This is a genomic window from Devosia limi DSM 17137 (assembly GCF_900128975.1).
In the GTDB taxonomy this organism is placed as follows: domain Bacteria; phylum Pseudomonadota; class Alphaproteobacteria; order Rhizobiales; family Devosiaceae; genus Devosia; species Devosia limi.
Genome location: NZ_FQVC01000008.1, coordinates 212,786 through 232,574, shown reverse-complemented (window position 1 = coordinate 232,574; position 19,789 = coordinate 212,786). Strand labels below are relative to the sequence as shown.

17 protein-coding genes and 1 tRNA gene are annotated in these 19,789 nt (G+C 63.5%); 4 read left to right on the top strand and 14 right to left on the bottom strand.

All coding sequences use genetic code 11. The features are described 5' to 3' along the window. Positions 1 to 236: 236 nt before the first annotated feature. From BUA69_RS14195 to BUA69_RS14185, 4 genes are read right to left on the bottom strand one after another with little or no spacing between them, the layout of a single operon-like run. A complete protein-coding gene (locus tag BUA69_RS14195; protein ID WP_072866565.1) occupies positions 237 to 962 on the bottom strand; it encodes an invasion associated locus B family protein in 726 nt (241 codons plus the stop codon). Continuing rightward, entirely contained in the window at positions 959 to 1,150 is a 192-nt protein-coding gene (locus BUA69_RS20795) for a hypothetical protein (RefSeq protein ID WP_143154523.1), read from the bottom strand. Before BUA69_RS20795 ends, BUA69_RS14195 begins: the two co-directional genes overlap by 4 nt. Next, on the bottom strand, positions 1,150 to 4,629 hold the full coding sequence (gene mfd / locus BUA69_RS14190) for a transcription-repair coupling factor (RefSeq protein ID WP_046136124.1): 3,480 nt from the start codon (positions 4,627 to 4,629) through the stop codon (positions 1,150 to 1,152). The genes BUA69_RS20795 and mfd overlap by 1 nt, the downstream gene beginning before the upstream one ends. Further along, positions 4,626 to 4,904: an FAD assembly factor SdhE gene (locus tag BUA69_RS14185; protein WP_046136123.1), complete on the bottom strand. Its 279-nt coding sequence runs from the start codon at positions 4,902 to 4,904 to the stop codon at positions 4,626 to 4,628. Before BUA69_RS14185 ends, mfd begins: the two co-directional genes overlap by 4 nt. Positions 4,905 to 5,053: 149 nt before the next feature. Between BUA69_RS14185 and recG the strand changes: the two genes are divergently transcribed. Beyond that, the gene (gene recG / locus BUA69_RS14180; RefSeq protein ID WP_046136168.1) at positions 5,054 to 7,162 is read left to right on the top strand and encodes an ATP-dependent DNA helicase RecG; all 2,109 of its coding nucleotides are present in this window, start codon (positions 5,054 to 5,056) and stop codon (positions 7,160 to 7,162) included. A 228-nt stretch (positions 7,163 to 7,390) separates the two neighbouring features. Here recG and glmS read toward each other — a convergent pair whose 3' ends face one another. Together glmS and glmU are read right to left on the bottom strand one after the other, a co-directional pair. Further along, positions 7,391 to 9,217: a glutamine--fructose-6-phosphate transaminase (isomerizing) gene (gene glmS, locus BUA69_RS14175; protein ID WP_046136122.1), complete on the bottom strand. Its 1,827-nt coding sequence runs from the start codon at positions 9,215 to 9,217 to the stop codon at positions 7,391 to 7,393. A gap of 2 nt (positions 9,218 to 9,219) precedes the next feature. After that, positions 9,220 to 10,572 carry a bifunctional UDP-N-acetylglucosamine diphosphorylase/glucosamine-1-phosphate N-acetyltransferase GlmU gene (gene glmU, locus BUA69_RS14170; protein ID WP_046136167.1) on the bottom strand — a complete coding sequence of 451 codons (1,353 nt, stop codon included), beginning with the start codon at positions 10,570 to 10,572 and terminating at the stop codon, positions 9,220 to 9,222. A gap of 140 nt (positions 10,573 to 10,712) precedes the next feature. Between glmU and BUA69_RS14165 the strand changes: the two genes are divergently transcribed. From BUA69_RS14165 to BUA69_RS14155, 3 genes are all read left to right on the top strand, one after another. Beyond that, positions 10,713 to 11,480, top strand: coding sequence for a hypothetical protein (locus BUA69_RS14165; RefSeq protein ID WP_143154522.1), 768 nt, complete (start codon positions 10,713 to 10,715; stop codon positions 11,478 to 11,480). 77 nt (positions 11,481 to 11,557) lie between these two features. Then, positions 11,558 to 11,632 (top strand) — tRNA-Lys (locus BUA69_RS14160). 30 nt (positions 11,633 to 11,662) lie between these two features. Next, positions 11,663 to 12,190: a hypothetical protein gene (locus tag BUA69_RS14155; protein WP_046136120.1), complete on the top strand. Its 528-nt coding sequence runs from the start codon at positions 11,663 to 11,665 to the stop codon at positions 12,188 to 12,190. A gap of 317 nt (positions 12,191 to 12,507) precedes the next feature. On the opposite strand, the gene map is transcribed toward BUA69_RS14155, so the two are convergent. The 8 genes from map to coaD form a co-directional block, all read right to left on the bottom strand. After that, on the bottom strand, positions 12,508 to 13,263 hold the full coding sequence (gene map / locus BUA69_RS14150; protein ID WP_046136119.1) for a type I methionyl aminopeptidase: 756 nt from the start codon (positions 13,261 to 13,263) through the stop codon (positions 12,508 to 12,510). Positions 13,264 to 13,267: 4 nt separating this feature from the next. Continuing rightward, positions 13,268 to 14,908: a glucose-6-phosphate isomerase gene (gene pgi, locus BUA69_RS14145; RefSeq protein ID WP_046136118.1), complete on the bottom strand. Its 1,641-nt coding sequence runs from the start codon at positions 14,906 to 14,908 to the stop codon at positions 13,268 to 13,270. A gap of 32 nt (positions 14,909 to 14,940) precedes the next feature. Further along, on the bottom strand, positions 14,941 to 16,068 hold the full coding sequence (gene tgt / locus BUA69_RS14140; protein ID WP_046136117.1) for a tRNA guanosine(34) transglycosylase Tgt: 1,128 nt from the start codon (positions 16,066 to 16,068) through the stop codon (positions 14,941 to 14,943). A gap of 112 nt (positions 16,069 to 16,180) precedes the next feature. Continuing rightward, complete coding sequence (locus BUA69_RS14135; protein ID WP_046136116.1) at positions 16,181 to 16,819, bottom strand: exopolysaccharide biosynthesis protein; 639 nt, start codon at positions 16,817 to 16,819, stop codon at positions 16,181 to 16,183. Next, the gene (gene queA, locus BUA69_RS14130) at positions 16,816 to 17,889 is read right to left on the bottom strand and encodes a tRNA preQ1(34) S-adenosylmethionine ribosyltransferase-isomerase QueA (RefSeq protein ID WP_046136166.1); all 1,074 of its coding nucleotides are present in this window, start codon (positions 17,887 to 17,889) and stop codon (positions 16,816 to 16,818) included. Before queA ends, BUA69_RS14135 begins: the two co-directional genes overlap by 4 nt. Before the next feature lie 138 nt (positions 17,890 to 18,027). After that, complete coding sequence (locus BUA69_RS14125; RefSeq protein WP_046136115.1) at positions 18,028 to 18,507, bottom strand: peptidylprolyl isomerase; 480 nt, start codon at positions 18,505 to 18,507, stop codon at positions 18,028 to 18,030. 204 nt (positions 18,508 to 18,711) lie between these two features. Then, on the bottom strand, positions 18,712 to 19,293 hold the full coding sequence (locus BUA69_RS14120) for a peptidylprolyl isomerase (RefSeq protein ID WP_046136114.1): 582 nt from the start codon (positions 19,291 to 19,293) through the stop codon (positions 18,712 to 18,714). Then, positions 19,290 to 19,781: a pantetheine-phosphate adenylyltransferase gene (gene coaD, locus BUA69_RS14115; RefSeq protein WP_046136113.1), complete on the bottom strand. Its 492-nt coding sequence runs from the start codon at positions 19,779 to 19,781 to the stop codon at positions 19,290 to 19,292. Before coaD ends, BUA69_RS14120 begins: the two co-directional genes overlap by 4 nt. Positions 19,782 to 19,789 lie beyond the last annotated feature (8 nt).

Here is a 19,789-nt window from a genome sequence, read left to right as displayed (position 1 = left end):
CTTCTCTCCTCGCGTCACTCTCCACCGCGCTGCCCTCGGACTTGATCCGAGGGCCATTCTCCGCGTGTATCGGGTTGGGAGTGGTCCACGGATCAAGTCCGTGGGCAGCGCGGTGGGGAGGTTAGCTCTGTGGGGGAGCAACTGCGCCACTGCCAACGGCGCTCGCCGTCCCAACACCCACAAAACAAAAGGGCGCGGTTGCCCGCGCCCTTTCAAAAATCACAATGTCGGCGCGCTTACTGAGCGGCCGGAGCAGCCGGGGTTTCGGCAGCGGGGGCAGCAGCGCCGCCATCGAGCTGCTTGCGCAGTTCTTCGGCGCGATCCTGCAGGACCTGCTCAAGGGCGTTCTCGCCACTGGTTTCCTTGCGGAATTCGTCGAAGGTCAGCGCAGCATCGCCATCATAGGCGGCGGTGAAGCCGGCCAGGGTGATCTCGATGGTCAGGTCTTCGTTCTGGCGGTTCTTGGCAGTGAGCTTGAGCGTGCCACCCTTCTTGAGCGAGTTCACATACTGCTCGTTGATGACCAGCTGGGTCGCGCAGGAGGTGGGATCGCACAGCATGTAGGGGACGCGGATCGGCTTGGCGCCATCGATCTGCCAGGTCAGGCCGAACGGCAGCAGCACGCCGAGCGGAACGGCGGCGACGGCGAGCAGGCGGCTTTCCTGGCCGGGATCATCACGCAGCAGGAACGAGCCGAGGAACTGGCCATTGGCCAGAACGACCTGGCGCATGATGCAGGCCTGCTGGCCATCGGGCAGCGGATCGCAAACCTTGAGCCAGTTCTGCTGAGCGGCAGTTGCCGGAGTAGCTGCAGCTGCTGCGTCGGCAGCGGGTGCTGCAGGCGCTTCGGCGGCAGGCGCCTCCGGTGCGGGAGCGGCGGCATCCTGAGCATATGCCGACACCGAGGACAGCATGAGCGCGGCCACCGTAAATCCGGCGACGAGAGGGTTCCTGAGGTTCATAGAATTTCCTTGGCTTCCTTGGCAGTCCCGGTGACCTTTGTGCCACCTCGAATAGAACAGCCCTTCAAGTGCTGAATTCGGGCAATAACATGACCGATAGTCATTGCCAAAGCATTTGGCTTGGTCAACGCCGCATCATAGGGCGTAAACCTTAATTGGCACAACAAAGTGACCGGATTTCCGCTCATTATGGGCCAGTTTCCGCCAGTTTTGCCAAACGCGACAGGATGGAAGCTGCGCCCTTTAGGCGATCATTCGGGGTTGGCCAGTTGCGGGCGAACACGAGTTTCTGATCGGGTTTGATGCGAACCTGGTTGGCGGGATCGGAAACCAGCCGCACCAGCGCCACCGGATTGGGGAATTCGCTGTTGCGCAGGGTGATGACCGCGCCCTTGGGACCGGCATCGACCTTTTCGACATTGGCCTGGCGGCAAAGCGCCTTGACCAGGATGACCTTGAGCAGCGCCTCGACTTCCTCGGGCAAGGGACCGAAGCGATCGATGAGTTCGGCACCGGCGGCATCGATCTCGCGGATATCGGCCAGATCGCCCAGCCGGCGATAAAGCTGCATGCGCAGCTGCAGGTCGGGGACGTAATGCTCGGGGATCATCACCGGCATGCCGAGGGAGATTTGCGGGCTCCACTCGTTCTTGTCCTCGTAATCTTCCTCGCCATTCTTGAGGTTTGCGACGGCTTCTTCAAGCATCGCTTGATAAAGCTCGTAGCCCACTTCGCGGATATGGCCGGATTGTTCGTCGCCCAGCAGATTGCCGGCGCCGCGGATATCGAGGTCGTGGCTGGCGAGCTGGAACCCTGCCCCGAGACTTTCCAGCGATTGCAGCACGCCCAGGCGGCGCTCGGCGGTATCGGTGAGCTTGCGGTCGGGCGGGATGGTGAACAGCGCATAGGCGCGGGCCTTGGCGCGGCCGATGCGGCCACGGATCTGATAGAGCTGGGCCAGGCCAAAGTGATCGGCGCGATGCACGATCAGCGTATTGGCGTTGGGGATATCGAGGCCCGATTCGACGATGGTGGTGGCCACCAGCACGTCGAACTTGTTGTCGTAGAAGGCGTTCATGATGTCGTCGAGCTCGCCCGGCGGCATCTGGCCATTGGCGACGATGAACGAGACCTCAGGCACCTGCGCCTTGAGGAATTCAGCAATCTCGTGCTGGTCCTTGATGCGCGGCACCACATAGAAGCTCTGGCCGCCGCGATATTTTTCGCGCAGCAGCGCCTCGCGCACCGACAGCGGATCGAATGGCGAGATGAAGGTGCGGATGGCGAGGCGGTCGACTGGCGGCGTTGCCAGCAGGCTGAGGTCGCGCACGCCGGTCAGGGCCAGCTGCAGGGTCCGCGGAATCGGCGTCGCGGTCAGCGTCAGCACATGGACATTGGCCTTGAGCTCCTTGAGGCGCTCCTTGTGGCCCACGCCGAAATGCTGCTCTTCGTCGATGATCAACAGGCCCAAATCCTTGAACTTGATGGTCTTGCTCAGGAGTGCATGCGTGCCGACGACAATATCGACCTGGCCGTTATCGAGGCCTTCCTTGGTGGCCTTGAGTTCAGCAGCCGAGACGAGGCGCGAGGCGTGGCGGACATTGACCGGCAGGCCGGCAAAGCGGTCGCGGAAGGTCTTGAAGTGCTGGCGCGCCAGCAGCGTCGTCGGCACCACCACGGCGACCTGCTTGCCGCCCAGCGCCACGGCAAACGCCGCGCGGAGCGCCACTTCGGTCTTGCCGAAGCCCACGTCGCCGCAGACCAGCCGGTCCATGACCTTGCCGGTGGTGAGGTCTTCGAACACCGCATCGATGGCGGCGAGCTGGTCCTCGGTCTCCTCATAGGGGAAGCGGGCGGCGAATTCGTCATAGGAGCCGGGCGCCAGCTCGATCGGGTCGGTGCGGGTCAAGAGGCGCGCGGCAGCGATCTTGATCAGCTGCTCGGCCATCTCGCGGATGCGCTTCTTGAGCTTGCCCTTCTTGGCCTGCCACGCGACGCCACCGAGCTTGTCGAGCGAAGTATTGGAATCGTCGGAGCCATAGCGCGACAGCAGCTCGATATTCTCGACCGGTAGGTAGAGCTTGGTATCGCCGGCATATTCGATTTCGACGCATTCATGCGGTGCGCCGCCGGCCTGGATAACCTTGAGCCCGAGGAAGCGGCCGATACCGTGATCGACATGGACCACGAGATCGCCGGTGGACAGGCTCGTCGCCTCGGTCAGCGCGTCGCTGGCCTTCTTCTTGCGCTGCGGCCGCAGGATGCGTTCGCCCAGGATATCCTGTTCGCTGAGGACCAGCAGGTCCTTGGTCTCGAAGCCGCTTTCCAGCGGCAGCACCACCAGCGAGGTAGTGGCGGCGCTGGTGGTTTCGGCATCGCGCCAGTTTTCCGCCATGCGCGGATTGGTGAGGCCATGATCTTTGAGCACCTGGACCATGCGGTCGCGGGTGCCGGTGCTCCAGCAGGCGATGATGGTGCGCCGGCCGGCCTTGCGCTCGGCCAGCAGGCGCTGCACCACCGCCTCGAACAGGTTGATATCCGTCGCCAGGCGCTCGGAGGCAAAGCTGGGGGCGATCTGGCCGCCCATATCGTCATTGGCGCGGGCATTGGGCGCCTGGAATGGCGATAGCTGCAGCACCGAGGCGCCGGCCAGCGCATAGGGATGCTGGTCGATGGCATAGAGCAGCGATGGCTCTACCGGTTTGTAGGGCGCCCCTGCCCCGGCAATCTGCGGGCTCAGGCGCGCATGCTCGCGGGCCTCGTAATAGTCTTTGATCTGGCCCTGGCGGTCGGCATAGGCCTCGGCCGCCTGATCGTCGAAGACGAAGGGCGCGTCGCCGACATAGTCGGCCAGCGTATCGAGATGATCGTAGAAAAACGGCAGCCAGTGTTCGGTGCCGGAATAGCGTGAGCCGCCGCTGACGGTCGCATAGAGCGAATCGTCGGCAGTATTGCCGCCAAAGGCGCGGGTATAGTTCTGGCGGAAGCGGCGGATGGTGTCTTCGTTCAGCACCACTTCGCTCATCGGCGTCAGGTCGATGCGCTTCAGTGTGCCGGTGGTGCGCTGGCTGTCGGGATCGAAGGTGCGGATCGATTCGAGCTGGGAACCGAAGAAATCGAATCGCAGGGGTACGTCGGCGCTGGCCGGGAACAGGTCGACCAACCCGCCACGCACGGCGAACTCGCCGGATTCGCGCACGGTAGGCACGCGCAGATAGCCATTATTGGCGGCCCAGCCGATCAGCTTGTCGCTTTCCACGATCCGGCCGGAGACCGCGGAGAACGACATGCCGGCAACGACATCGCGCGGCGGCAGTTTCTGGATCAGCGCATTGACGGCGGTGAGGACGATATTGCCCTTGCTGGCGCCGCTGGTCAGCGCGGCCAGCGTATTCATCCGCGCGGCAATGGTGACGTTATTGGGCGAAACCCGGTCATAGGGCAGGCAGTCCCAGGCCGGCAGCGTCAGGACGGTATGGCCCGGCAGCATCTGGGTCAGCACATCGGCCATGCGTTGCAGGCGGCGGCCGTCGCGCGCCACGAATACCAGGCTGGCCGCATCCTCCGGCGCTGCTGCAAGGCGTTGCTCGATCAGGCGCGCCAGCACCACGGGCTGCATTCCGTCCGGGACATTGGCGAGCGTTCTGGGCGGGAGAATCTGATTCATTTGGCAATCCGGGCGCGATGGTCGGCGATGATCCGCGCCAGGAACGCCACGTCGAAGCCCTCCGGCGGGGTTTCCTGCCCCAGCACCCATTTGAGCAATGGCGGGTCTTCCTCGCTCATCACCCGTTCCAGGCGATCCAGGTCTTCGGCGCTGAGGTCATTGATATGCGCATCGGCAAATGGACCCAGAACGAGGTCCATTTCACGCGTACCGCGATGCCAGGCGCGGTAACGGATCATCTTGCGGCGCATGGAGAGGTCTTCACCGGCAGTCATTTGAACGCCATGATCCTGGGAGTGGTTGATGGCAGCCTCTTTAACCCGATTGATGGGACTTGTCAGCAAGACTTGTGCTGGTTTCGTTCTCTGTCTTGGAACATCGTCCCGCCGCGCTATACCCTGTGCGCAAACAGGAAACCCGAATCGTGTCGCGTCCCGAAACTCTCGATCCACTGTTCCGGTCGCTGCACTCCATCAAGGGTGTCGGCGACAAGCTGGCCGCCCTGCTCACCCGGTTCTTCGGCGCGCCCGAGGGCCAGGAGGCGATGGCGCTCGATATCCTGATGCATATGCCATCGGGGGTGGTGGACCGCCGCCGGCAGGTTGGCGTGGCCGAAGCCTATCTCAACCAGATCGTCACGCTGCGCCTGCATATCGACCGGCATCAGCCACCGCCGCGTGGCCGGCCGCACGTACCCCACCGGGTCTTCGCCCATGACGAAACCGGCGACATGCAGCTGGTCTTCTTTCGCGCGCAGGGCGGCTGGGTGGAAAAGGCGCTGCCGGTTGGCGAAGAACGCTTCGTTTCCGGCAAGATCGATTTCTTCAACGGCGAAAAGCAGATCACCCATCCCGACTATGTGGTGGAACCGGACAAGTTCGCCACCCTGCCCCTGGTCGAGCCGGTCTATCCGCTGACCAATGGGCTGAGTTCCAAGGCGCTGACCAAGCTGACCCGGCAGGTACTGGACAGCCTGCCCGCGCTGCCGGAGTGGATTCCCGAGGAGACCCGGGCGCGTCACAACTGGCCGAGTTTCGGCACCGCGATGCGCGCCGTGCACACGCCCGAGAATCCCGCCGAGGCCGAATTGTGGGCACCGGCGCGGATGCGGCTGGCCTATGACGAGTATTTTGCCGGCCAGATCACCCTGCAGCTGATCCGCTCCACCATGGTGGCGGCGCGCGGCGTGGCGCGGCAGTTCACCGGCGAAATCACGACGCGGGTAAATGCGGCGCTACCCTTTTCGCTCACCGAGGGCCAGCTACAGGCCGTGACCGAGATTCGTGCTGATATGGCCTCCGAGGATCGCATGTCGCGGCTGCTGCAGGGCGATGTGGGCTCGGGCAAGACTGTGGTGGCCCTGATGGCCATGGCCGCCATGGCCGAGAGCGGCGCGCAGTCGGCGCTGATGGCGCCGACCGAATTGCTGGCGACGCAGCATTTCAAGACGCTGAAGCCGCTCTGCGACGCCGCCGGGCTCGGCTGTGTGCTGCTGACCGGCAAGATGCCGGCGGCCGAACGCCGGGGCATTCTCGCCGGATTGGCGGGCGGGGAAACCAGCATTGTCGTCGGCACGCATGCGCTGTTCCAGAGCGGTGTCGAGTTCCACGATCTCGGCCTGACCGTTGTGGACGAGCAGCACCGCTTCGGCGTGCATCAGCGCCTGGCGCTCTCGGACAAGGGCCGCCATACCGACCTCTTGGTGATGACCGCGACGCCGATTCCACGGACGCTGGTGCTCACCCATTTCGGCGATATGGCCGTCAGCGTGCTTCGGGAGAAGCCGCGCGGGCGCCAGCCCATCGACACGGCCGTCCTGTCGATCGGCGACTATGGAAGGGTGATTTCGCGGCTGCAGACGCGGCTGGGCGAAGGCGCGCAGGCATTCTGGGTCTGCCCACTGGTCGAGGAAAGCGAGCACCTCGATGTCGTCTCCGCCGAAGACCGCTTTGCCGAACTGCGCAAGGTGTTTGGCGATCAGGTGGCGCTGGTACATGGCCGCATGAGCGCCGCCGCCAAGCAGGAGGTGATGCAGCGGTTTTCCGCCAATGAGCTGAAACTGCTGGTCGCCACCACCGTCATTGAAGTGGGCGTCGACGTGCCCAATGCCTCGATCATGATCATCGAGCATGCCGAGCGCTTCGGTCTGGCCCAGTTGCATCAGCTGCGCGGCCGCGTCGGCCGGGGCTCGCAACGCTCGGCTTGCCTATTGCTCTACAAGGATCCGCTGAGCGAAACCGCCAAGGCGCGGCTCGAGACGATCAAATCCACTGAAGACGGTTTCGAGATCGCCGAGCGCGATCTGGAGCTTCGCGGTCAGGGCGACGTCCTCGGCACCCGCCAATCGGGCATGCCCGGCTATCGCCTCGCCGTGCCGGATGTGCACCGCCACCTGATCGACTTCGCCCATGACGACGCCAAGGCCGTCCTCGCGGCCAATCCGGGCCTTGTCGGCCCCGAAGGCGATGCCATGCGGACGCTGCTCTATCTGTTCCGCAAGGACCTGGCGATCCCGCTGATCCGGGCGGGATAAGACCGGACTTCGTGCATGTCCCGGAGTCATTCCCGCGCAGGCGGGAATCCATTCTGGCTTTGCCCCGCATTGTTCTGTCCCAATCACCGGCGCTGCCCTCGGGCCTGACCCGAGGGCCATTCCCAACACGGCATGCGCGACGAAAGGCCCACGGATCAAGTCCGTGGGCAGCGCGGTGGGTTGGGAATGGATCGTGACGAAAAGGGGGGTGTTAGAAAAAGAGGCGCCCTATTCCACCGTCACCGACTTGGCCAAATTCCGCGGCTGGTCAACGTCCGTGCCCATGAACACGGCAGTATGATAGGCCAGCAGCTGCACCGGGATTGCCGCCAGGATCGGCGCGACGAAGTTCGACACATGCGGGATGATAATGATATCGGCGACGCCGTGCCCGACCGTCTTGGCGCCTTCGGCATCGGTGATCAGGATGATCTTGCCGCCGCGCGCCGCGACTTCCTGCATGTTGCTCAGCGTCTTGTCGACCAGCTCATCGGAGGGGGCGACGACGATGACCGGCATGTCCTCATCCACCAGCGCGATGGGGCCGTGCTTTAGCTCACCTGCTGCATAACCTTCGGCGTGGATATAGCTGATTTCCTTGAGCTTTAGCGCGCCTTCCATGGCGATCGGGAACATCGGCCCACGGCCCAGATAGAGCACATACTTGGCCTTGGACAGGCGCTTGGCGATGTCGATGATCTGGCTTTCCGAGCCGAGAGCAGCTGAAACGGCGGCTGGCAGGCTGGTCAGCGCGCGGACCAGTTCGTTCTCCTGCTCGACGCTCAACACGCCACGGGCGCGGCCGGCGGCCACGGCGAGGCTGGCGAGTGCGGTCAGCTGCGCGGTCAGCGCCTTGGTCGAGGCGACGCCGATTTCCGGGCCGCAGAGGATGGGGAAGACCACGCCCGATTCCCGGGCGATGGTGGATTCCTGGGTATTGACCAGCGAGGCGATATGCTGCCCCTGCCCGGCGCAATAGCGCAGCGCGGCCAGCGTGTCGGCGGTTTCGCCCGACTGGGAGATGAACAGCGACAGCCCGCCCTTGTCCAGCGGTGGCTCGCGGTAGCGGAATTCCGACGCCACATCGATATCCACCGGCAGCCGCGCATAGCGCTCGAACCAGTATTTGGCCACCGCACCGGCCAGATAGGCGGTGCCGCAGGCGCTGATGGTCAGCCGCGTCAGGTCGGCGAAATCAAAGGGCAACGTTTCGCGCAATGCGACCCGTTCGGCGCCCATATCCACATAATGGCTGAGCGTATGCGAGATGGTCTCGGGCTGTTCGTAAATTTCCTTGGCCATGAAATGGCGGTGATTGCCCTTGTCGACCAGCAGCGCCGAGGCCTGCGAAATCTGCTGTTCGCGCTGCACGATGGCGTCCTTGCCATCGCGGATGGTGACGCCCCTGGGGGTGATCACTGCCCAGTCGCCATCCTCGAGATAGGTCAGGCGCGAAGTGAACGGGGCCAGCGCCATGGCGTCGGAGCCGAGATACATTTCCGTCGCGCCATAACCGATGGCCAGCGGCGCGCCGCTGCGGGCGGCGATCAGCAGGCCCTCTTCGCCCTTGAACAGGAAAGCCAGTGCAAAGGCGCCGCGCAGCTGCTTGAGGGTGCGGGCGACGGCCAGCTCAGGATCGGCGCCATTGGCCAGTTCGCGGCTGACCCAAAGCGCCACCGATTCCGTATCGGTCTGAGTCTTGGGCAGGTAGCCATCCTTGGCCAGATCGGCCAGCAGCTCGCGGAAATTCTCGATAATGCCGTTATGCACCACCGCAACGCGGTCGGTGGCGTGGGGATGGGCATTGGTTTCGGTCGGCGCGCCGTGGGTCGCCCAACGGGTGTGGCCAATGCCGATCTGGCCGCCCAGCGGCTCGAAGGCCAGCTTCTGGGCCAGATTGCCGAGCTTGCCTTCGGAGCGGCGGCGGCTGATGGCGCCGGCTTCCAGCGTGGCAACACCGGCGCTGTCGTAGCCCCGGTATTCCAGGCGCTTGAGCGCATCGACGAGACGGGAGGCGACTGGCTCAGTGCCGACGATACCGACGATGCCGCACATGCTTATTTCCCCTTGGATTTCTTGAAGGCTTCGGCACGTTCAAAGATTGTTCTGGCTCGGCCCGGCATCGCCACCTGGCGCGCGCGGCCCAGCGCCAGTGCATCGGCGTCAACGTTCTCGGTGATGACGCTGCCACTGCCGACCAGCGCGCCCTCGCCGATGGTCACCGGCGCGACCAGCGAGGAATTCGAGCCGACAAAGGCATTATCGCCGATAGTGGTTCGGAATTTGTTGAATCCATCATAGTTCACGGTGATGACGCCAGCGCCGATATTGACGTTCGCGCCAACAGTCGCGTCGCCGATATAGCTCAGGTGGTTCACCTTGGCCCCCTTGCCGATGTCGGCCTTCTTGATCTCGACGAAATTGCCCACCTTGGCGCCCTCGGCCAGGTTGGCTTCCGGGCGCAGCCGGGCGAAGGGGCCGACCGAGGCATTGCGGCCGATATGGGCGCCTTCGATGTGCGAGAAGGCATGAATATCAGCGCCTGCTTCGATCACCACGCCGGGCCCAAAGAACACATTGGGCTCGATGGTGACGTCGGGGGCGATTTCGGTGTCATAGGAGAACCAGACACTGGACGGATCCTTCAGGGTCACGCCGGCTTTCATGAAGTCCTCGCGGCGCACGTCCTGGAACAGGCCCTCGGCGCGCGCCAGCTGGCTGCGATCGTTGACGCCCATGACATCATTTTCCGGCGCCACGCCATAGCCAACCTTCTTGCCGGCGGCATTTGCGAGTTCCACCAGGTCACCCAGATAGTACTCGCCCTGGGCGTTATTGGTTTGCACCTTGTCGATCAGGTCGCGGAAGACTTCGGCGCGGAACGCCAGGATGCAGGCATTGCAAAGGCGGATGCGCCGCTCGTCTTCGGTGGCGTCCTTGTGCTCGCGAATTGCCAGCAGCGTTTCGCCATCGGTGATGAAGCGGCCATAGCCGGTTGGATCCTTGGGCTCGAAGCCGAGGATGGCGACGTCCAGTCCGGCATCGAGCCGATTGAGCACGGCGCGGAAATTGACGCCGCGCAGCAGCGGATGGTCGCCATAGACCACGGCAATATAGCCTTCGGCTTTCTCAAACAGCGGACGGGCCATCGCGGCGGCATGCGCCGTGCCGCGCGCCACGGCCTGCTCGAAATGGGTCACCCCGGGGTGCAGCGCAGTCACCGCTTTTCGGATTGCATCGTGTTGCGGGCCGGTGATGAGGGCGATGTCGGTCGAGCCGGCTTCGCGGGCGGCGCGGGCCACATGTCCGATGATCGGCATGCCACCGACGGGGTGCAAAACCTTCGGGGTTGCCGAGCGCATACGGGTGCCCTCGCCCGCGGCAAGAATAATCGACAACAATTGGGTCATATAGCCATCTCCGGATGCGCGCTTGTCTTCGCGCATTTGCACATTTTTATGGCATGCCGGCGTTGGTGAACCACTAACGACCGCCAGCAGTGTATCTTGAGCATATTACTTGATTCGACTGCGCCCTCGGGAGCCGTACATTGGCTAAAGCATCAGAGCAATTCCGACAATCGGACGTGACCATCTGGGGCATTGTCGCCCTGGTATGCGGGGCCACGGCGGTGCTCGGCGCCAATGTCTCCGCCATGATCCCGCAAAGTGTGCTGGCCGGGCTGCACAAGACCCGGCTGGAAGGCGCCAGCCTCGACCAATTGCGCATACAGGTCGGCGAATTGCGGGAGCAATCGGCCCAGCTCAAGCGCGACAATGACGTGTTGACCACCCGCTTCGCCCTGCAGGAACAGGCCGGAAACGACGTGGTCCACCGGGTTGGCGCGCTGGAGGTCAGCCTGCCCAAGCTGATTGAAGCGCTCCCCGACACCGCCGAAATCGACCGTTCCTCCCTCACTGCCTCCATCGGCGGGGGCGAGACGCAGATGTATGAGGCCGATGGCGGCTCGGTGATGGTGCGACAGCAGCCCATGCCAATGCTTGCTGCGCGGGCCGGCCAGGGCATGCCGCAACAGCTTGCTGCGGTTCCCGATGCGGCGGCTTTCGGCATTGCCATTGGTCCCAAGACCTCTTTCGAGGGCGCACCGGCAGCGTGGACGGACCTGTCCGGCAAGCTCGGTCCCCTGCTGTTTGGGCTGGCGCCATTGCTGGCCGATGAGGCCAACAGCGCCGAAAAACGCATCGTTGTCGGCCCGATTACCCAGCTGTCGGAGGCCAATGCGCTGTGCGTGCGGCTGGAGCGTATTGCCATCACCTGCGTGCCCGTGCCGTTCACCGGTACACCGCTAACCTTATAAAACCGCGCGAAGGCGGTTGACAGTGGATCGCCAGTGACTATGTTCCGCCGCGACGCCACTGGCGTCCGCCTCAGTGCGTGCCGGTAGCTCAGTGGTAGAGCATTCGACTTTTAATCGAATGGTCGAGGGTTCGACCCCCTCCCGGCATACCACCTCCCCTTTTCATCGTTAGAGGCGTTGCCATGTCGCAGGACACGATTGATCTCCTCAAGGCAATGGTGGTGATCCTCCTGGTGTTCGCACTGAGCACCGTGGTCATGATGTACCTGCTGTTCGCTTATCGCACCTTTGGCGGCAACCTGCCCATCATTGGCTCCCTGCCCTCCTATGAGCCGCCTGCGGCGATTCCCCTGCTGGTGGACGTGCGTTGGCTCGTCGTCCTGGGGGCGACCTTCCTCACCGGCAGCGGCCTGACGCTGATCCTGACCAGCCAGACCATGGATATGGCGATGCTGATCTTCGCCAAGGCGATGACCCTGATCATCACCGCCGCCTTCGGCATCTTCGGCGGCATCTGGCTCTATATGCGCCTGAGCGCAGGGACCGAGCTGTCCCTCGCCAGTCTCAACCGCCTGGCGATTGCGCTGGTGATCTTCTTCGTCCTCGCCAGCGTGCTGCGGCTTTCGTCCCTGCGCGCTTCCGGCGCCCTGCGCTTCGCCATCGCGGCAGCTCTGATTCTGCTGGGGCCGATTGTCTTGGTGTCGCTGTAGGGGGCTCCACGGAGTCATTTCCGCGCAGGCGGGAATCCATTCTGTCCCGCCACGCCACAGGAACGAATTGATTCCCGCCTGCGCGGGAATGACCTGGTGATAGATGGCATTGGCCAGGTTCTCGAAAACAATTCCGGGGGGCGCGGATTGCTTTTGCGGCCTCCACGCACCGCGCTGTCCACGGGCTTGCCCCCTGGACCATTCGCCGCTTGTGCCGAGTTAAGAGTGGCCCACGGGTCAAGCCCGCGGGCAGCCCGGTGTTCGTGGTTGGATCAGCAACGACACCCCGGTAGCCGCAGCGCCCTGTAACCGCACTGTTACGCCGCCAGCGTCACCACAATCGCGCCGCGCGGTGTTGCCACCACGGTATGCTCATACTGCACGCAAGGCGCAGCCGGGCGGCTCACCAGCGTCCATTCGTCATCATCCGACTTCTGGTCCGCCATGCGCCCACCGAGCGACAGAAACGGCTCAATCGTGAACACCAGGCCATTGTTCATCCGGCGGCGTTCTGACTTGTCCGGCCAGGTGGAGATTTCACCGGGCTCGTCATGCAGGCTATCGCCAACGCCGTGGCTGGCGAGGTTGCGGATCAGCGTATAGCCGCCCTTCTTGGCGAACTTGCCGATGGCATCGCCGATATCGGCCAGCGGCGCGCCGGCTTTCACCGCGCGGATACCGGCCCACATGGCCTTCTTGCCATCGCTGCACAGGGCTTCGAGCCGTGCATCGCCGGGCGGCAACAGGAAGGATGCACCGGTATCGGCGAAGACCCCGTCTTTCTCAGCCGAGACGTCGATATTGACCAGGTCGCCGGCGGCGATGATGCGGTCGCCGGGAATGCCGTGGGCGATTTCCTCGTTGATCGAAATGCAGGTGGCGCCCGGAAAATTGTAGGTCACTTCCGGGGCCGAACGGGCGCCATGGGCTTCCAGCAGCTTGCGGCCGATCTCGTCGAGTTCGAGCGTGGTCATGCCCGGACGCATGGCCTCGGCCATGGCGTCCCGGGTTATGGCGCAGATGCGGCCGATGGCCTTGAGCTTTTCGAGCTGTTCTTCCGTGGTGATGGTCAAGCGATCAAGCCTTGTGGTCGCGATAGTAGGCCAGCAGGCCCTGCGTCGAGGCGTCATGCCCCTCCGCGTCCGCCTTGCCTTCCACCTTGGGCAGCAGTGCCTTGGCAAGCTGCTTGCCGAGCTCGACGCCCCACTGGTCATAGGAATTGACGTTCCAGATCACGCCCTGCACGAACACCTTGTGCTCATAGAGCGCCACCAGCGAACCCAGCATTTCGGGGGTCAGTTGCGGGTAGAACAGCGTGTTGGACGGCCGATTGCCGGGGAACACCTTGTGCGGGGTGAGTGCCTTGATCTGGGCCTTGTCCATACCCTGCGCCTTGAGTTCGGCGATAACCTCTTCTTCGGTCTTGCCCAGCATCAGGGCTTCGGACTGTGCCAGCACGTTGGCGACCAGCTTGTCGTGGTGCGGCGGCAGGTGTTCATGCGGCCTGGCGGCGATCAGGAAGTCGCAGGGGATGACGTCGGTTCCCTGGTGGATCAGCTGGTAGAAGGCGTGCTGGCCATTGGTGCCGGGCTCGCCCCAGACGATTGGGCCGGTGGACCAGCCAACCGGCTTGCCGGTCAGCGTCACCGACTTGCCGTTCGATTCCATATCCTGCTGCTGCAGATAGGCGGCGAAGCGGCTCAGGCGCTGGTCATAGGGCAGCACGGCATGGGTCGAGAAGCCCCAGACATTGCGATACCAGACGCCGAGAACAGCCATGATCACCGGCAGGTTCTTTTCCAGCGGCGTGGACAGGAAATGCTGGTCCATCGCATCGGCGCCCTTGAGGAAGGCGGCGAAATTGTCGTAGCCGACGGCAATGGCGATCGGCAGGCCAATGGCCGACCACACCGAATAACGCCCGCCAACCCAGTCCCAGAAGCCGAAGATGCGCTCCTGCTTGATGCCGAATTTCTGGCAGGCTTCGATATTGGTGGAGACCGCAGCAAAGTGGTCATTGACCGCCGCATCGCCCAGCGCATCGGCCAGCCACTTCCGGGCCGAGCCGGCATTGGTCATGGTTTCGTCGGTGGTGAAGGTCTTGGAGGCGACAATGAACATCGTGCGCTTGGGATCAAGGCGCTTGAGGATGTCATGGATATGGGCGCCATCGACATTGCTGACGTAATGGGCGCGCAGATCGGCGCGGGTATAGGGCTCCAGCGCCAGCGTGACCATGGCCGGGCCCAGATCGGAGCCGCCAATGCCGATATTGACGATATCGGTGAACTGCTCGCCGGTATGGCCGCGGATGGTGCCGTTGCGCACGTCATTGCTGAAGCTCTCGATGCGCGCCAGCACCTCGCGGATGGCGGGCATGACATCTGCGCCATCGACCGGCACCGGGAGATTGCCCTGATAGCGCAGGGCCATATGCATAACCGCGCGATCCTCGGTGATGTTGATGTGCTCGCCCTCGCACATCTGGGTGCGGCGTTCCTCGACCCCGGCGGCGCGCGCCAGATCGAACAAAGCCGCCATGGCGTCTTCGTCGATGCGGTTCTTGGAATAGTCGAGCAGCAGGTCGCCAGCACTGGCGGAATAGCGCTTGAAGCGGTTGGGATCGACGGCAAACTGTACGCGCATCGGCTGTTCGGCAAGGCGCTTGCGGTGCTTGTCGAGGCTGGTAAAGCTGGCCTTGCGTCCGGATTTTGCCATCGGATGAACCTTTATGAAACGCGTCTATACGGTTAAAGCGTGGGCAGATCGCCAGCGGCCCAGGCCGCGCGCGTCTCCGCCGCAAAGTCGGTGAACCGGCTGCTCTCGATTGCCGTGCGAGCGCCTTGGACCAGCTCTTGATAATAGGCCAGGTTGATCTGGGAAAGGATCATCGCGCCCAAAATCTCCTCAGTCTTAACGAGGTGGTGCAGATAGGCGCGGCTGAAGCGGCGGCAATTGCGATTGGGCGACGCCTCGTCGATCGGCCGGTGATCATCCTTATGCCGGGCGTTCTTCAGATTGATGACGCCAAAGCGGGTATAGACATGGCCATGGCGGCCGGCGCGGGTCGGATGCACGCAGTCGAACATGTCGATGCCGCGGCCGATGGCACCCAGGATATCGTCGGGCTTGCCGACGCCCATCAGGTAATGCGGGCGGTCGGTGGGCAGTTCCGGCACGATTTCGTCGAGCACGCGGAACATGACTTCCTGCGGCTCGCCAACGGCAAGGCCGCCCACGGCATAGCCATCAAAGCCGATGGAGGTCAGCCCCTGGGCCGAGCGGGCCCGCAGGTCCGGGGCGTCGCCGCCCTGCACGATGCCGAACAGCGCCCGATTGGCCTGGTTGTTGAACGCGGTCTTGGAGCGGTCGGCCCAGCGGAGCGACAGCTCCATGGCGCGCTCCATTTCCTTGTGCTCGGCCGGCAGCGCAATGCACTCGTCGAGCTGCATGATGATGTCGCTATCGAGCAGCGTCTGGATCTCGATCGAGCGCTCGGGCGTCAACTCATGGGTGGAGCCATCGATATGGGATTTGAACGTCACCCCGCGCTCGCTCATCTTGCGCAGCTGGCTGAGCGACATGACCTGGAAGCCGCCGCTATCGGTCAGGATCGGGCGTTCCCAATCCATGAAGGTGTGCAGCCCGCCCAGCGAGGCCACCCGCTCGGCGCCGGGGCGCAGCATCAGGTGATAGGTATTGCCCAAAAGGATATCCGCGCCGGTCTCGCGGACCTGCTCGGGATACATGGCCTTGACGGTGCCGGCGGTACCGACGGGCATGAAGGCGGGCGTCTGGATATCGCCGCGCGGCGTATCGATGCGGCCGCGCCGGGCCTTGCCGTCGGTGGCGGAGAGGGTGAACGTGACTTGTTTCATGGCGGGGGTTCTAGCCGTTCACGCCGGACGCGACAACAGGCGCGTAGCGGACGATTTTCGCCAGGATTGCCGAAGGCGCTGCCGGTACGGGCTCGCGCCCTCTCTCCCCGCCCTAGTTCCCGTAGAGCGCATCCGTCGCCGCGATCCCCAGCGATACAGCGACATAGATCGCCAATGCCCCGATCAACAGCCCGACAATGCTGACCACGCCGCCAAGCACGACCCCTGCCCCATCCCGGTTCAGCATGGAAAAGCAGATGATGCTCAGGCCCACATTGGGCACGGCGTTGATGAACGGGATCGGCAGCATCATCAGCACGCAGACGAACATGATGAAGATGCCGACCGGCCGCCGGGCGTGATTGCCGGCGAGCATTTGCAGCCGGGGCCGCGACAGCCGTCCGGCCCAGGTGCTCGCCCGGGCGAGCTTGCCCAGCATATTGGTCAGGAGCTTGAGCGGCAGGCTACGCTCGCCGATGAACTTGGGCAGGCGGATCGGCTTGTCCAGCACCATGGCGAGAGCGAAGCTGAAGGTGGCAATTGCGATGGTGCCGCCATAGCCGGGTGGGCCCGGCACCATGTTGAGCACACAAAACACCAGCAGAACGACGAGATGGGAGTGGACGCCCAACAGCTCGATCAGGCCGGCCAGCGTAAGCTTGGGATCGGGGCGCGCCGCGACCTCGCCCAGCATATCGACCAGGGCATGAGCCTGGATTTCGACCGGGCTGAGTTCACGCTCGATGGTCACTCGTCGTCCTGCTCTGCGCGCAGCAACAGCGAGGAATCGCCGTAGGAGTAGAACCGGTAACCGGTTGCGATCGCGTGCTCATAGGCCCTGCGCATGGTGTCCATGCCGGCAAAGGCGCTGACCAACATGAACAGGGTCGATTTCGGCAGGTGGAAATTGGTCATCAGCACGTCGACCGTGCGGAAGCGGAAGCCCGGCGTGATGAAGATATCGGTATCGCCGATGAAGGGCTGCAGCGTGCCGGTGGCGCGCGAAGCGGTTTCCAGCAGGCGCAGGCTGGTGGTGCCCACGGCGACGACGCGACCACCGGCAGCCTTGGCTGCCAGGATTCGCTCGACCGTGGCCTGATCGATATCGCCCCATTCGGCATGCATGACGTGGTCGTCGGTATTGTCGACCTTCATCGGCAGGAAAGTGCCGGCGCCAACATGCAGGGTTACGCGCTCGATGCTGACCCCAAGGTCAGACAATTGCTGCAGCAGCGTTTCGGTGAAATGCAGGCCCGCAGTGGGCGCGGCAACGGCGCCGTCCTCGGCGGCATAGACAGTCTGGTAGTCGACATTATCGCGGGCTTCGGCCTTGCGCTTGGCCCCGATATAGGGCGGCAGCGGCATGGCGCCATGCGATTTGATGGCTTCATCGAGCCGGGCGCCGCCCAGATCGAATTCCAGCGTCACCTCGCCGGTCTCGCCCTTCCCCGCAACGCGGGCAGTCAGGGCATCGGCCTGGCCATTGCCCAGTTCCAGCTGGTCGAGCAGCGCCAGGCGCTTGGCCGGGCGGGCAAAGGCGCGCCAGGTATGCGCATCGACCCGCTTGTGCAGGTTGAAGGAAACACTCGCCCGGTTCTCACCGCGAATGCGGGTGCCGCGCAATTCGGCCGGCAGCACGCGGGTGTCATTGACCACCAGAACGTCGCCGGGGCGCAACAGGGTCAGCAGATCGGGGATATGGCGGTCGAACAGCCCGTTGTCGGGATCGACCAGCAACAGTCGGGCGCTGTCGCGCGGCTCGACCGGATGCAGGGCAATCAGCTCTTCGGGGAGATCGAAATCGAAATCGGAGACAAGCATGCAGGCCGCCTTCAGCCGCAAGTCATCCGCCGGTCATTCCGGCTGATGCCGGTATCCATCCCCGAAATCGTGCGGCAAACCGATATTTCGGGGATGGCACCCCGGCCGCAGCCGGGGTGACCTTGGCGGAGTCAGGCCTTAGGCAGCGATATCGGCGGCAACCTTGACCGACGTCATCGAGTCGGGGTTCTGCACGGGCTCGCCGCGCTTGATCTGGTCGACGGCATCCATGCCTTCGATGACCTGGCCCCAGACAGTGTACTGCTTGTTCAGGAACGGTGCGTCGGCAAAGCAGATAAAGAACTGCGAATTGGCGCTGTCCGGATTGGACGAGCGGGCCATCGACGCGGTACCGCGAACATGCGGCTCGGCGTTGAATTCCTGCTTCAGGTCAGGATACTTGGAACCGCCGGTGCCACGGCCCTGCGGGCAGCCGGTCTGGGCCATGAAGCCCTCGATGACGCGGTGGAACACGATGCCATCATAAAAGCCTTCGCGCGCCAGCTTCTTGATATGAGCGACGTGGTTCGGCGCCAGGTCCGGACGCATGGCGATAACGACCTTGCCCTTGGTGGTTTCGATGACGAGGGTGTTTTCGGGATCCGCGTATTCAGCCATTTGTCAGTGCTCTCTGATTGGAAATTTGTGGCCCGGATGTAGGGCCATTGAAGGCCGGGCGCAAGGTTTTGTCGTGCGCCCCACGCAACTGGAGCCGCAGCCCCGGGCTGAGCCCGCAGGTACTGCCCCAATTGAAAACACCCTCGGGTCAGACCCGAGGGTGTCGAACGGCGCGGGGCGAAAGCCTGCTGCGCCGTTGCGATATTAGCGGTATTCGACCTTGGCGGAGACGATCTTGTCGGGGTTCTCGACCTGGCCATTGGCAGATTCCGGCCCCTTTTCCAGCGCATCGACGAATTCCATGCCGGAAACGACCTTGCCGAAGATGGTGTACTGGCCATCCAGGAAGCTGGCATCGGCATAGGTGATGAAGAACTGCGAATTGGCGCTATTGGGATCCTGCGACCGGGCCATGCCCAGCACACCGCGCTGGAAGCTCTCGGCATTGGTGAATTCGGCCTGCAGGTCCGGATAGTCGGAGCCGCCCATGCCGGTGCCGGTCGGATCGCCAGTCTGGGCCATGAAGCCGTCGATCACGCGATGGAACACCACGCCATCATAAAAGCCTTCATTGGCCAGGGTCACGATGCGCTCGACATGCTTGGGCGCCAGTGCAGGCAGCAATTCGATATCGACGACGCCATCTTCCAGCGTCAGCATCAGATGCGGGGTGCCGGTCGGGGTCTGGGCCTGAACTGCGGGCGCTGCAAAGGCAGCGGCAAACACGGCGGCGAAAGCGAAGGCGAGGCCAGCCAAGCGGCTGGCTGGACGGGAAATGGCGCTCATTTTTTCAGTGCCTTGAGAACTATTTGGGGGACAAAGGCGGAAATATCGCCGCCCATTTCGGCTATCTGGCGCACCAATGTGGCCGAGATGTGCCGTACAGGTGGGCTGGACGGCAGGAATACGGTCTGCAGATCGGGCGCCATCTGGGCGTTCATTCCCACCATCTGCATCTCGTAATTATAGTCCGTCGTATCGCGCAGGCCACGAATGATCAGCTTGGCGCCATTCTCGCGCGCGGCATTGACCATCAGACCGCTGAAATCGACGATGCGGAATTCGGTATCGGTGCGCTTGCCCACCGGCGCCAGCACCTGCTCGAGCAGCGCCAGGCGATCCTCGTGGGCAAAGAGCGGCATCTTCTTGCCGGGATTGATCCCGACAGCGACCACCAGCGTGTCCACCAGCTTGCAGGCCCGCTCGATCACATCGAGGTGCCCATTGGTCACCGGATCGAATGACCCGGGATAAAAGCCGACCAGTTTGCTCAATGCGCCCT

Coding starts and splice junctions, on each gene's coding strand:
- mfd (WP_046136124.1), bottom strand. CDS start 4,629: ATGAATCAGATTCTCCCGCCCAGAACGCTCGCCAATGTCCCGGACGGA.
- tgt (WP_046136117.1), bottom strand. CDS start 16,068: ATGAAACAAGTCACGTTCACCCTCTCCGCCACCGACGGCAAGGCCCGG.
- BUA69_RS14195 (WP_072866565.1), bottom strand. CDS start 962: ATGAACCTCAGGAACCCTCTCGTCGCCGGATTTACGGTGGCCGCGCTC.
- glmS (WP_046136122.1), bottom strand. CDS start 9,217: ATGTGCGGCATCGTCGGTATCGTCGGCACTGAGCCAGTCGCCTCCCGT.
- queA (WP_046136166.1), bottom strand. CDS start 17,889: ATGCTTGTCTCCGATTTCGATTTCGATCTCCCCGAAGAGCTGATTGCC.
- BUA69_RS14125 (WP_046136115.1), bottom strand. CDS start 18,507: ATGGCTGAATACGCGGATCCCGAAAACACCCTCGTCATCGAAACCACC.
- BUA69_RS20795 (WP_143154523.1), bottom strand. CDS start 1,150: ATGAGCGGAAATCCGGTCACTTTGTTGTGCCAATTAAGGTTTACGCCC.
- BUA69_RS14120 (WP_046136114.1), bottom strand. CDS start 19,293: ATGAGCGCCATTTCCCGTCCAGCCAGCCGCTTGGCTGGCCTCGCCTTC.
- BUA69_RS14185 (WP_046136123.1), bottom strand. CDS start 4,904: ATGACTGCCGGTGAAGACCTCTCCATGCGCCGCAAGATGATCCGTTAC.
- pgi (WP_046136118.1), bottom strand. CDS start 14,908: ATGGCAAAATCCGGACGCAAGGCCAGCTTTACCAGCCTCGACAAGCAC.
- BUA69_RS14155 (WP_046136120.1), top strand. CDS start 11,663: ATGTCGCAGGACACGATTGATCTCCTCAAGGCAATGGTGGTGATCCTC.
- glmU (WP_046136167.1), bottom strand. CDS start 10,572: ATGACCCAATTGTTGTCGATTATTCTTGCCGCGGGCGAGGGCACCCGT.